At 65.9% G+C, this 13,213-nt stretch carries 10 protein-coding genes; 9 read left to right on the forward strand and 1 reads right to left on the reverse strand.

Features of this window, described 5'->3' with window-relative positions; all coding sequences use genetic code 11:
* Positions 1-117: 117 nt before the first annotated feature.
* From HWX22_RS15490 to HWX22_RS15530, 9 genes are all read left to right on the forward strand, one after another.
* Positions 118-651 carry a DUF5943 domain-containing protein gene (locus tag HWX22_RS15490; RefSeq protein WP_175915947.1) on the forward strand — a complete coding sequence of 178 codons (534 nt, stop codon included), beginning with the start codon at positions 118-120 and terminating at the stop codon, positions 649-651.
* Positions 652-725: 74 nt separating this feature from the next.
* Positions 726-2,789, forward strand: a complete 2,064-nt coding sequence (locus HWX22_RS15495) for an NADH:flavin oxidoreductase (RefSeq protein WP_059819544.1) — start codon at positions 726-728, stop codon at positions 2,787-2,789.
* Positions 2,790-2,791: 2 nt separating this feature from the next.
* Entirely contained in the window at positions 2,792-4,717 is a 1,926-nt protein-coding gene (locus HWX22_RS15500) for a (Fe-S)-binding protein (protein ID WP_175915948.1), read from the forward strand.
* 4 nt (positions 4,718-4,721) lie between these two features.
* Positions 4,722-5,891 carry an electron transfer flavoprotein subunit alpha/FixB family protein gene (locus HWX22_RS15505; protein ID WP_175915949.1) on the forward strand — a complete coding sequence of 390 codons (1,170 nt, stop codon included), beginning with the start codon at positions 4,722-4,724 and terminating at the stop codon, positions 5,889-5,891.
* The gene (locus HWX22_RS15510; RefSeq protein ID WP_175915950.1) at positions 5,888-6,673 is read left to right on the forward strand and encodes an electron transfer flavoprotein subunit beta/FixA family protein; all 786 of its coding nucleotides are present in this window, start codon (positions 5,888-5,890) and stop codon (positions 6,671-6,673) included. Before HWX22_RS15505 ends, HWX22_RS15510 begins: the two co-directional genes overlap by 4 nt.
* A gap of 52 nt (positions 6,674-6,725) precedes the next feature.
* A complete protein-coding gene (locus HWX22_RS15515; RefSeq protein WP_059534190.1) occupies positions 6,726-7,967 on the forward strand; it encodes an aromatic ring-hydroxylating dioxygenase subunit alpha in 1,242 nt (413 codons plus the stop codon).
* A gap of 30 nt (positions 7,968-7,997) precedes the next feature.
* Positions 7,998-9,146, forward strand: coding sequence for a hybrid-cluster NAD(P)-dependent oxidoreductase (locus HWX22_RS15520; RefSeq protein WP_059702351.1), 1,149 nt, complete (start codon positions 7,998-8,000; stop codon positions 9,144-9,146).
* A 139-nt stretch (positions 9,147-9,285) separates the two neighbouring features.
* Positions 9,286-10,149 (forward strand): glycine betaine ABC transporter substrate-binding protein, encoded by an 864-nt coding sequence (locus tag HWX22_RS15525; RefSeq protein WP_059819541.1) that lies wholly within the window; start codon positions 9,286-9,288, stop codon positions 10,147-10,149.
* Positions 10,150-10,374: 225 nt separating this feature from the next.
* The gene (locus tag HWX22_RS15530; RefSeq protein ID WP_175915951.1) at positions 10,375-12,030 is read left to right on the forward strand and encodes an APC family permease; all 1,656 of its coding nucleotides are present in this window, start codon (positions 10,375-10,377) and stop codon (positions 12,028-12,030) included.
* A gap of 147 nt (positions 12,031-12,177) precedes the next feature.
* Here HWX22_RS15530 and purU read toward each other — a convergent pair whose 3' ends face one another.
* Complete coding sequence (gene purU / locus HWX22_RS15535; protein ID WP_175908783.1) at positions 12,178-13,065, reverse strand: formyltetrahydrofolate deformylase; 888 nt, start codon at positions 13,063-13,065, stop codon at positions 12,178-12,180.
* Positions 13,066-13,213 lie beyond the last annotated feature (148 nt).

The following is a 13,213-nucleotide window of genomic DNA, read 5'->3' on the forward strand; positions in this document are numbered from 1 at the left end:
ACCCGCGATTCAACACAAGAACAATCGGAACGTGCCGGCGCCTGTCGCGCGGGCACGCGGACGATGTCGCGCCTGGACCCGAGCCGCGCGGCTTTTTTTCCTCACGGAGTCACCACGATGCAACCGCAACTGCCGATCAACGTCGATCCCGATACCGGCGTCTGGACCACCGACGCGCTGCCGATGCTGTACGTGCCGCGCCATTTCTTCACGAACAACCACGTCGCCGTCGAGGAAGCGCTCGGCGTCGAGGCGTATGCCGAGATCCTCTACAAGGCCGGCTACAAGTCCGCATACCACTGGTGCGACAAGGAAGCGAAGCTGCACGGGCTGACCGGCATGGCCGTGTTCGAGCACTACCTGAAGCGCCTGTCGCAACGCGGCTGGGGCCTGTTCTCGATCATCGAGGCCGATCCGGCCAGCGCGCGCGCGAAGATCGAGCTGCGCCACTCGTCGTTCGTGCTCCAGCAGCCGGGCAAGGAAGGCAAGCTCTGCTACATGTTCGCGGGCTGGTTCGCCGGCGCGATGGACTGGGTCAACGACACGACGCCGGAAGGCAAGGGCGCGCCGCGCTCGCAGTCGAAGGAAGTGCAGTGTGCGGCCGAGCACCACGACCACTGCGTCTTCGAAGTGTCGCCGATCGCGCACTGATGCGCTGACATCACGACACAGCAACACAACAACACCCGCAACACGAGACATTCGAACGCCAGAGGTCGCCTGCGATGCGTTATCCCCACCTGTTCAAACCCATGCAGCTGAACCAGCTGACGCTGCGCAACCGGATCGTCAGCACCGCGCACGCGGAGGTGTATGCCGAGCCGGGCGGCCTGCCGGGCGACCGCTACATCCGCTATTACGAAGAGAAGGCGAAGGGTGGCGTCGGCCTCGCGATCTGCGGCGGCTCGAGCCCCGTGTCGATCGACAGCCCGCAGGGCTGGTGGAAGTCGGTGAACCTGTCGAACGACAAGATCATCGACCCGCTCACGCGCCTGGCCGACACGATGCACAAGCACGGCGCGAAGATCATGATCCAGGCGACGCACATGGGCCGCCGCTCGTCGTTCCACGGCGAGCACTGGCCGCATCTGATGTCGCCGTCGGGCGTGCGCGAGCCGGTGCACCGCGGTAACGCGAAGATCATCGAGATCGAGGAAATCCGCCGCATCATCGGCGACTTCGCGGCGGCCGCGAAGCGCGTGAAGGCAGCCGGCATGGACGGCATCGAAATCTCCGCCGCCCACCAGCATCTGATCGACCAGTTCTGGAGCAAGCGTTCGAACCATCGCACCGACGAATGGGGCGGCAGCCTCGAGAACCGTCTGCGCTTCGGCATCGAGGTGCTGACGGCCGTGCGCGAAGCGGTTGGCAAGGACTTCTGCGTCGGCCTGCGGATGTGCGGCGACGAATTCCACGAGGACGGTCTCGATCACGAGGCGCTGAAGGAAATTGCGCAGGCGATGTCGGAGACGGGCCTGATCGACTACCTGAGCGTGGTCGGCTCGGGCGGCGACACGCACAACACGATCGCCAACTGCATGCCGCCGATGGCGCTGCCGCCGGAGCCGTTCGTGCACCTCGCGGCCGGCATCAAATCGGTCGTGAAGATTCCCGTGATGCACGCGCAGAGCATTCGTGATGCGGGCCAGGCCGAACGCCTGCTCGCGAACGGCATGATCGACCTGGTCGGCATGACGCGTGCGCAGATCGCCGATCCGCACATGGTGATCAAGATCCGCGACGGCCGGGAAGACGAAATCAAGCAGTGCGTCGGCGCGAACTACTGCATCGACCGCCAGTACAACGGCCTCGACGTGCTCTGCATCCAGAACGCCGCGACGTCGCGCGAAGCGACGATGCCGCACATCATCGAGAAGTCGCGCGGCCCGAAGCGCAAGGTGGTGGTGGTCGGCGCGGGCCCCGCGGGGCTCGAGGCCGCACGCGTCGCGAAGCTGCGCGGCCACGACGTGGTGCTGTTCGAGAAGAACGCCGAAGTGGGCGGCCAGGTGATGATCGCCGCGAAGGCGCCGCAGCGCGAACAGATGTCGGGGATCATCCGCTGGTTCGACATGGAAACGAAGCGCCTGGGCGTTGATCGCCGCCTGGGCGTCGCCGCCGACGAGAAGATGATCATGGCCGAGAAGCCGGACATCGTCGTGCTTGCGACCGGCGGTTCGAGCTTCACGTGGCAGGTGCCGGCCTGGGGCGTGGCCGAAGGGCTGGCCGTCAGCTCGTGGGACATCCTGACCGGCAAGGTCGAGCCGAAGCAGAACGTGCTGCTGTTCGACGGCGTGAGCACCCATGCGGGCGCCGGCGTGGCCGACTTCATGGCGAGCCGCGGCTCGAAGGTCGAGGTCGTGACGCCCGACGTGAAGGTGGCCGACGATTGCGGCGGCACGACGTTCCCGATCTTCTATCGCCGCCTGTATGCGCTCGGCGTGATCCCGACGCCGAACACCATGCTCGATCGCGTGTACGAGGAAGACGGCAAGATGATCGCCGTGCTGCGCAACGAATACACCGAGGAACTGGAAGAGCGCGCGGTCGACCAGGTGGTGATCGAGAACGGTTCGTCGCCGAATGACGAACTGTACTGGAAGCTCAAGCCGGAGTCCGTGAACCGCGGCCAGATCGATCCGCACACGCTGTTCGCGGCCGAGCCGCAGCCGTGCCTGTCGGAAGAACTGGGCAACGGCCGCTTCCTGCTGTTCCGTGTCGGCGACTGCATCTCGATGCACAACGTCCACGGTGCGATCTACGACTCGCTGCGTCTCGTCAAGGATTTCTAAAGATGAATCCGGCATTCCTCATTACCGCACTGCTGTGGCTGTCGGTGGCGGGGCTCGCGTTCGCGGTCGCGAAGCGCTCGTCCTACTGGCGTCTCGGGCGCGCGACGGCGCCCGGCTCGTTCGGCGTCGCGAACCTGTTCGCGATTCCGAAGCGTTACTTCGTCGACCTGCACCACGTGGTTGCTCGCGATCCGTACATCGCGAAGACCCACGTCGCGACCGCCGGCGGCGCGATCGCCGCGCTCGCGCTGGTGTTCGTCAACTACGGCCTGGCGATCTACTCGCCGTGGCTCGACAAGCTGATCTTCCTCGCGGCGCTCGCGATGCTCGTCGGCGTGGTGTTCGTCTGGCGCCGCCGCGCGGCCAAGGACGTGCCGGCGCGCCTGTCGCGCGGCCCGTGGAACGCGCTGCCCTGGCTGCTCGGCTCGTTCGCGCTCGGCCTCGTGCTGTTCATGGTCGTGCCGACCGGCGCGATGTCGGGTGCGTTCGCGGTGCTCTGCGCGCTGCTGATCGGCGCCGGTGCATTCACGATGACCGTCGGCGCAGCGAAGGGCGGCCCGATGAAGCATGCGATCGCCGGCCTGCTGCACCTTGCGTTCCACCCGCGCCAGGAGCGTTTCGCGGCCACCCGTGATTCGTTCACGGGCAACGGCACGGCCACGCCGCCGACCGCGCTGAAGCTGCCGGACATCGAGCACGAGGAGTATGGCGTCGCGAAGCCGGTCGAATTCCGCTGGAACCAGCTGCTGAGCTTCGACGCGTGCGTGCAGTGCGGCAAGTGCGAAGCCGCGTGCCCCGCGTTCGCGTCGGGCCAGCCGCTGAACCCGAAGAAGCTGATCCAGGATCTCGTCGTCGGCATGGCGGGCGGCACCGATGCCGCGTACGCCGGCAGCCCGACGCCGGGCCTCGCGGTCGGCCAGCATCGCGGCGAGCCGAACGGCCCGATCGTGTCCGGCCTGATCGAGGAGCAGACGCTCTGGTCGTGCACGACCTGCCGTGCCTGCGTGCAGGAGTGCCCGATGCTGATCGAGCACGTCGACGCGATCGTCGACATGCGCCGCAACCGCACGCTGGTGCACGGCACGGTGCCGGGCAAGGGCCAGGAAGTGCTCGCGAACCTGCGCGAGACCGGCACGATGGGCGGCTACGACACGGCTGCACGTTACGACTGGTCGGTCGACCTGAACGCACCCGTCGCGCAACCGGGCAAGCCGGTCGACGTGCTGTTCGTCGCGGGTGAAGGCGCGTTCGACATGCGTTACCAGCGCACGCTGCGCGCATTCGTGAAGGTGCTGAACAAGGCGGGCGTCGACTACGCGGTGCTCGGCGGGACCGAGACCGACACCGGCGACGTCGCACGCCGCCTCGGCGACGAAGCGACGTTCCAGCAGATGGCGAAGCGCCTGATCGGCACGCTCGGCTCGCTGTCGTACAAGCAGATCGTGACGGCCGACCCGCACGTGATGCACAGCCTGCGCAACGAATACCGCGCGCTCGGGCTGCGCGTGACGGTCAAGCATCACACGACGTACCTCGCCGAGCTGGCCGACAGCGGCAAGATCGCGCCGAAGGCCGTCGACGCGCTGCGCGAGAAGCGCACCACGTATCACGACCCGTGCTACCTCGGCCGCTACAACGGCGAGACGGAATCGCCGCGCAAGCTGCTGAAGACGATCGGCATCCAGGTCGTCGAGATGGAGCGCAACGGCATGCGCGGCCGCTGCTGCGGCGGTGGCGGCGGCGCGCCGCTGACCGACATCCCGGGCAAGCAGCGTATTCCCGACATCCGCATCGACGACGCACGCGCCATCGGCGCGGACGTGGTCGCGGTCGGATGCCCGAACTGCACGGCGATGCTCGAAGGCGTCGTGGGCCCGCGCCCCGACGTGCTCGACGTGGCCGAACTCGTTGCCGCCTCGCTGGAGTGAATCGATGAACACGATCAAACGAATCGATCCGCGCCGGCCGTTCATCATCACGGCCGCGGGCCTGAAGCGCATCACGCTGGGCGAGGAAGGCAGCGCCGATGCGAACGCCGCGCAGTGGTCCGCGCACGGTCATGGCGCCGCCGCCGCGAAGCCGCGCCGCGCGGTGCAGGACCCGAAGCACGTGATGCTGGTGGTGGCGCACACCGAGCGCGGCGCGCTCGACGACCATGCACGGCAGGCGATCGCCGCTGCTGCGGTGCTCGCCGACGCGCAGACGGAAGTCGCGCTGCTGGCGTTCGGTGAACTAAAGGATGACGCAGCGGTGCTCGGCGTCGACAAGCTGATCGAGCTGGCCGACTTCGACCGTCGCGCCTTCGCGCCCGAAAGCGAATTGCAAGCGTTGCAGGCCTGTGCTGCGGCGCTCGCGCCGAAGCACGTGTTCGTGCCCGACAACGCGACCGGCGACGGCGATCTCGGCCGGCGTTACGCGGCGGCCGCCGGCGCGAGCGTCGCGACCCACGTGGTCGAGATCGACGCGAAGCATGTCGGCGCGTATGCGCAGGCCGGCCGTGCGTTCGCGACGCGCGGCTTGCCCGACGTGATCCTGCTCGCGCAGAACGCGGTCGAAGCGAAACTGCCCTTCGTCGGCGCCGGCGAGCGCCTGGCCGCCGACTTCATCCGCCCGGCCCGCGACGCGGCGCAACCGTACCGCGATCTCGGCCTCGAGGAAATCGACGCGGCGCAAGTCGCGCTGGAGGAGGCCGATTTCATCGTGTCGGCCGGCAACGGCGTGTCTGACATTGGCGCGTTCGAGCGGCTCGCCGGCGCGTTCGGCGCGGCGATCGGCGCGAGCCGCGTCGCGGTCGACAACGGTCACTTCACGCGCGACAAGCAGGTGGGCGCGACCGGCAAGACGGTCGAGGCGAGCGTGTACATCGCGTTCGGCATCTCGGGCGCGGTGCAGCACTTGCAGGGGATCAAGGACTGCCGTCACGTGATCGCGGTCAACCTCGACGGCAGCGCGCCGATCGCGAAGCGCGCGAACCTGACGGTGGTGGGCGACGCGCAGGCGACGATCGCCGCGCTGATCGAACAGGTGCAGGCCGCACGCGTGTCGCGCGGACAATCGCCGACTGCGGTCGGCGCCCGTGAATCCGAAGGAGTCGCAGCATGAACGCCCCCCGCCAGTTGCAACGCATCGCGGTGCTCGTCTCCGTGGGCCGGCACCCGGTCAGCGGCGCCGCGCGCTACAGCCGCAACGACGCGGCCGCGCTTGAGGTCGGCCGTCAGCTCGCGGAGCGGCATCGCGCGCAGCTCGACGTGCTCCATGCGGGAGACCCCGCGAATGAAGCGCTTGCTGAATACCTCGCGCTCGGTGCGCGGCAGGTCGAGGTGCTGGCCTGCCACGACGGCGACGATGCCGCGCATGCGCTCGCCGCGCGTGTCGAAGGCTACGACCTCGTGCTGACCGGCACCCGCGCCGAGGGCGCGTATGACACCGGGATGCTGCCGTATCGCGTCGCCGCGACGCTCGGCTATCCGCTCGTCGGCTCGGCCGTCGACGTGACGGTCGACGGCGGTCGCGCGGCGGTCCGGCAATTCTTGCCGAAAGGGTTGCGGCGGCGCGTCGACGCGGCGCTGCCCGCCGTCGTCGCGGTCCATCCGCTCGCCAACGTGGCGCCGCGCTACGCGTATGCGCGGCTGCGGGCCGGCGCGATCCGTCCGGCGCTGACGTCGACCGGCGCGGATGCCGATGCCGCCGCGTGGAAGGTCGGCCCGATCGAGCGTAAACCCGTAAAGCTGGTCGCTGCCGAGAAGCGCTCCGGGCATGCCCGGATGCTGTCGGCGACGACGACCGAAAGCCGCGGCGGCAACGTCGTAAATGAAGGGAGTTCAGTCGAAAAAGCACAAGTGATCCTCGCGTATTTGCGCGAGCATCAGCTCATCGACTACTGATTTTGATGCCTGTCGGCAACCACACTGGGACGCAAGGAATCCGGAGCAAACGATGAAAGTATCGGCAGACATTCGCGCACTGATCGAACGACGCAAGGAAGGTTACAGCCTCGAGGCGCCGTTCTATACGAGCGAGGAAATCTTCGCCCTCGACATGGAGGCGATTTTCCGCCAGCACTGGATCCAGGTCGCGGTCGAACCGGACATTCCCGAGCCGGGCGACTACGTGACCGTGGAACTGGGCAGCGACTCGATCCTGATCGTGCGCGACGACGACATGGAAATCCGCGCGTTCCACAACGTGTGCCGTCACCGCGGCGCGCGTCTGTGCAACGAGGACAAGGGCTCGGTCGGCAACATCGTGTGCCCGTACCACAGCTGGACCTACAACCTGACGGGTCAGCTGATGTTCGCCGAGCACATGGGCGAGAAGTTCGACCGCTGCAAGCACAGCCTGAAGTCGGTGCACGTGCAGAACCTCGCGGGCCTGATCTTCATCTGCCTCGCCGAGGAGCCGCCGGTCGATTTCGCGCAACTGCGCGCCCAGATGGAGCCGTATCTGCTGCCGCACGATCTGCCGAGCACGAAGATCGCCGCACAGATCGACATCATCGAGGAAGGCAACTGGAAGCTCACGATGGAGAACAACCGCGAGTGCTATCACTGCGTCGCGAACCATCCCGAGCTGACGATCTCGCTGTACGAATACGGCTTCGGCTATCAGCGTTCCGAAGCGAACGCCGAAGGCATGGACGCATTCGCGGAAACCTGCGTGCGACGTGGCAAGGAGTGGGCCGAAATGGGCCTGCCGTCCGCCGAAATCGAAAAGCTGCTCGACGTGACGGGCTTCCGTACGCAGCGCCTGCCGCTCGACCGCCACGGCGAATCGCAGACGCTCGACGCGAAGGTCGCATCGAAGAAGCTGCTCGGCAAGTTCGACCAGGCCGACCTCGGCGGCCTGTCGTTCTGGACGCAACCGAACTCGTGGCACCACTTCATGAGCGATCACATCGTGACGTTCTCGGTGATTCCGCTGTCGGCCGGCAAGACGCTCGTGCGCACCAAGTGGCTCGTGCACAAGGATGCGAAGGAAGGCATCGACTACGACGTGAAGAACCTGACGGCCGTGTGGAACGCGACCAACGACCAGGATCGCGCGCTCGTCGAGTTCTCGCAGCGCGGCGCGACCAGCAGCGCGTACGAGCCGGGCCCGTATTCGCCGTACACGGAAGGTCTCGTCGAAAAATTCTCGGCCTGGTACATCGGCCGGCTCGCCGAAAAAACCGGCGCGTAGTAGTCAGCGGAACAGCAAGCGGAGTCACACATGATGCGAGATGCGGCCAATTTCGAGCCGGCGGACAGCCGGGTTACGCACCCGGCCTTCTGGAACGCGCTCCCCGAGCGCTGGACGAGCGACGTCGAGGAAACGCTGGTGTGCTGCCACGTGCGGCAGGAAACCCACGACGTGAAGAGCTTCTTCTTCCGTTCGCCGCAAGGCCGTGCGTTCTCGTTCGAGCCCGGGCAGTTCATCACGCTCGAGCTCGACATCGAAGGCGAGACGATCAACCGTTGTTACACGATCTCGTCGTCGCCGGCGCGGCCGCACACGATCTCGATCACGGTCAAGCGCGTGCCGGGCGGCAAGGTGTCAAACTGGCTGCACGACAACCTGCAGCCGGGCGCGGCGGTGCGCGTGCTCGGCCCGGCCGGCGAATTCACGTGCGCGCGGCATCCGGCGCGCAAGTATCTGTTCCTGTCGGCCGGCTCGGGCGTCACGCCGCTGATGTCGATGAGCCGCGCACATCATGATCTCGCGGAGGATCGCGACATCCTGTTCGTGCACAGCGCACGCACGCCGGACGACATCATCTTCGCGCGCGAACTCGATCTGATCGCATCGAACCATACGAACTTCCGCACGTCGTTCGTCGTCGAGCGCGTCGGTGCACGCACCAACTGGCCGGGCGTCACGGGCTTCCTGACGCTGCCGCTGCTGAAGCTGATCGCACCGGACTTCATGGAGCGCGAGATCTTCACGTGCGGCCCCGCGCCGTACATGAAGGCCGTGCGCGACCTGCTCGACGAAGCCGGCTTCGATCGCAAGCAGTATCACGAGGAAAGCTTCTCGTTCGAAACGCTCGCGCAGACCGCGAGCGACGACGTGCTCGCCGAACTCGTCCCGGCCGCCGACGGCGCGGACGCCGCGACGAAGCAGTACACGGTCAGCTTCGCGAAGAGCAACCGCGAGATTTCGTGCGGCTCGGAGCAGCACGTGCTCGACGCGGCACGCCAGTCGGGCGTGCGGCTGCCGGCGTCGTGCACGCAGGGCATGTGCGGCACCTGCAAGGTGAAGCTCGTGTCGGGGCAGGTCGAGATGAAGCACAACGGCGGCATCCGCCAGCGCGAGATCGATCAGGGGATGGTGCTGCTGTGCTGCAGCAAGCCGCTGTCGGATCTGGTGATCGACAAGTAGTCAAAACAAGCCATCGCTTGTCCGGCCGCGTCGCGTCGCGTCCGGACAAGCATCCGTCGGAAAACAACGATACCGCGGAATTGTGGTTGAAGAACCTAGAGAGACAACGCGCACGGTGCGCATTTCAAGGAGATCGACCATGAAGTTGTTCGGAAAACTGTTGTGGACCGGCGCACTGTCGGCGATGGTGGCACTGAGCGCGTCGGCGCTCGCCGATACGAAGCCCACGCTGAAGATCGGCTACGTCGAAGGCTGGGATGACAGCGTCGCGACGTCGAACGTTGCCGCCCGCGTGATCGAGAAGAAGCTCGGCTACCAGGTCCAGCTCGTACCGGTTGCTGCCGGGATCATGTGGCAGGGCGTGGCGCGCGGCGATCTCGACGCGACGCTGTCCGCGTGGCTGCCCGTGACGCACGGTTCCTACTGGGGCGAATACAAGGCGAAGGTCGTCGATCTCGGCGCGAACTTCCCCGACGCGAAGATCGGCCTGATCGTCCCCGACTACGTGAAGGCGAAGAGCATTGACGACCTGAATGCCGAGAAAAGCAGCTTTGGCGGCCGGATCGTCGGCATCGATGCAGGCGCGGGCGTGATGCGCAAGACCGACGAAGCGATCAAGAGCTACGGCCTGAACTACACGCTGATGCCGAGCTCGGGCAGCGCGATGACGGCCGAGCTGTCGCGCTCCGTCGGCGCGAACAAGCCGGTGATCGTGACCGGCTGGGCGCCGCACTGGATGTTCGCGAAGTGGAAACTGCGCTTCCTCGAGGATCCGAAGAAGGTGTTCGGCGGCGCGGAGCACGTCGACAGCGTCGTGAACCCGCAGCTCGAAACGAAGGCCAAGCCGGTCGTCGCGTTCCTGAAGAAGTTCCAGTGGAAGCCGGGCGAGATCGACAGCGTGATGCTCGCGATCCAGAACGGCTCGAAGCCGGAAGCAGCCGCCGATGCATGGATTGCTGCGCATGCGGACCGCGTGAATTCGTGGACTGAAGGCACGCAGTAACACCGCGGCGATTCATCGCGCGCAATCATAAAACAACACGCCGGGAATGACCCGCAGGAATCCGAAATAATCGTGAATTCATGCGGCCATATCCCGGTTTTCTTTTTCTGATTCTGCAAAAATGCGCGCAAGTTGTTACACTAGCGCCCTCGTGCGGAGTCATCTGCTTTGTATCGGACGAGAGTAAGCGCTGAAGCGCTCACTCTGATCGAGAGGAGGAATTGGATGAGTCAGGCAGGACTGCGTGCTAATCGCACCAGTGATGTTGAGGCAAACATCTCACATGATTCGACGGGCCACACGCTGCACCGTGGCCTGACTTGGAAAGACGCATTCTGGGTTACGAGCGGTGTGCCGGCAGGCGTACTGTTCACGATCGGCGGCGTATGCGCGACGATCGGCCAGCCCGCGTGGGCGATCTGGATCGCCGCGATCACGATGGGGCTGATTCAAAGCGCGACTTATGCGGAAATATCGGGGCTATTTCCTCATAAATCGGGCGGCGCGTCGGTGTATGGCGCGATCGGCTGGGTCCGATACAGCAAGCTGATTGCCCCGGTTTCCGTGTGGTGCAACTGGCTCGCGTGGTCGCCGATGCTCGCGCTCGGCTGCGGCCTCGCGGCGAGCTATGCGCTGACGAGTCTCTTTCCCGCCGATGCGGCGGTGCTGCACTGGCAACTCAAGGTTGCGGATCTCGGCTTCATCAAGCCGGGGCTTTCCCTGCGAATCAACGCGACGTTCATCATCGCGACGATTCTGCTTCTCATCACGTTCAAACTGCAGCACAGCGGCGCGTCGAAGGCGGCACGCACGCAGCGCATTCTCGGCATCGCGTCGCTCACGCCGCTCCTGATCGTCGGCATCGTGCCGTTCGTCACCGGCGACGTGCCGATGTCGAACCTGCTCCCGCTGCTGCCGCTCGGCCATGACGCTCAAGGCAACCTCACGACCGCGACCTTCGGCTCGTGGAACGGGCAGGGCGTCACGATGGCGCTCGGCGCGATGTTCATGGCTGGCTGGGCGTCGTACGGCTTCGAGACGGCGGTCTGCTATACGCGTGAATTCCGCGATCCGCGTCGCGACACCGCGAAGGCGATCTTCTGGTCGGGCGCGCTGTGTCTCGTCGTGATGACGCTCGTGCCGATGGCGTTCCAGGGTGCGCTCGGCACGCAGGCGATGCTCGATCCGTCGATCGGCGACGGCACCGGCGTCGCGGCCGCGATGGCGAAGATCGTCGGCGGCGGCGCATGGGTCGCGAATGCGGTCGTCGTGATGCTGATGCTGTCGATCCTGCTGATCGTGATGACGTCGATGATGGGCTCTTCGCGCACGCTGTATCAGGCATCGGTCGATGGCTGGCTGCCGAAGTACCTGTCGCACGTGAACGAGCACGGCTCGCCCACGCGCGCGATGTGGACCGATCTCGGCTTCAACCTCGTGTTGCTGATGATGTCGGACTACATGACGGTGCTGTCGATCTCGAACGTCTGCTACATGCTGTTCGTATTCCTGAACCTCCAGTCTGGCTGGATCCACCGGATGGATCGCGGCAACTGGGATCGGCCGTTCCGCTGCCCGACCTGGCTGCTCGTCGCCGGTTCGATTTGCGGCTACGCGAACCTCGTCTATGTCGGCGCGGGTGCGAACCTGCAGGGCGAAGGCACGCTGCGCAACGGGCTGATCGCGATGCTGCTGATCGTGCCGGTGTTTCTCTATCGCCACTACTGGCAGGATCGCGGCCGTTTCCCCGCGCAGATGCAGCGCGACATGGAACTCGAGGTGCCGAAGCGCGCGATGTGGCTGAACCTGATGCCGTATGCGGCGCTGATCGGCGCGGCGCTGACGATCTGGCTGTCGTACTACTTCGCGTGGGTGAAGTAAGCACCTGACCGCGGCACGCACTTCGCGCGACGAACCCGGACACCGCACCCGGGGCCGTCGCGCGAAGCGTCGAATGCCAGGCGATAAAAAACCCGACCGGCTGCTGCCGGTCGGGTTTTTTGTTGGCCGCTCGCCGAACGGATGCGCTTACGGAAACACCACCGTTCGGTCGCCGTTCAGGAACACGCGGCGCTCGATGAACGCCTTCACCGCGCGTGCAAGCGTGATGCATTCGACGTCGCGGCCCACCGCGAGCAGTTGTTCGGGACGCAGTGCGTGATCGACGCGCTCGACCACCTGCTCGATGATCGGACCTTCGTCGAGATCGTCGGTCACGAAGTGCGCGGTCGCGCCGATCAGCTTCACGCCGCGCGCATGCGCCTGGTGATACGGCTTCGCGCCCTTGAAGCCGGGCAGGAACGAGTGATGGATGTTGATCGCGCGGTTCGCGAGCTTCGCGCTGGTTTCCTGCGACAGCACCTGCATGTAGCGCGCGAGGATCACGAGTTCGGCACCGCTCGATTCGAAGAAGTCGAGCCACTGCGCTTCCTGCTGCGCCTTGGTGTCGGCCGTGATCGGGAAGTGGCGGAACGGTAGCCCGTGCTGCACGGCGAGCGGCTCGAAATCCGGATGGTTCGACACGATGCCGACGATGTCCATCTTCAGCTCGCCCATCCGCCAGCGGAACAGCAGGTCGGCGAGGCAGTGCTCGAGCTTCGACACCATGATCAGCACTTTCGGGCGCGCGTTCACGTCGTGAATCGCCCATTGCGTGTCGCTTTCACCGCCGCCGCCGAGCGCGGTCGCGATCGGCCCGAACTCCTGGCGCAATGCGTCGATCTGCAGCGTCTCATCCGTCGGATGAAACACGCAGCGCACGAAGAAGCGGTTGCTGAGATCGTCGTCGAACACGTTCAGCGCATCGACATAGCAGCGATGGCGCTCGAGAAAGCCGACGACGGCGGCGACCTGGCCGGCCGCGCTCGGGCACGACAGCGTCAGGACGAATTGATCGGGGCGTGAGTCGGCGGTCATGAGATTCCTCGGAGTCATGGAGCGCGAACCCGCGCGGCGGCGCGCCGGGGCGCCAGGCTACGCGGGTAGCGGGAGACTCAAGTAAATCAGGACGTTTCTGGCGCGGATAGAACCAACCCGCCGTGTGGCTGGTATCGGCGCGCCAGCG

Origin of the sequence: Burkholderia sp. BCC1638, from assembly GCF_902833195.1 — a bacterium.
Lineage (GTDB): Bacteria > Pseudomonadota > Gammaproteobacteria > Burkholderiales > Burkholderiaceae > Burkholderia > Burkholderia diffusa.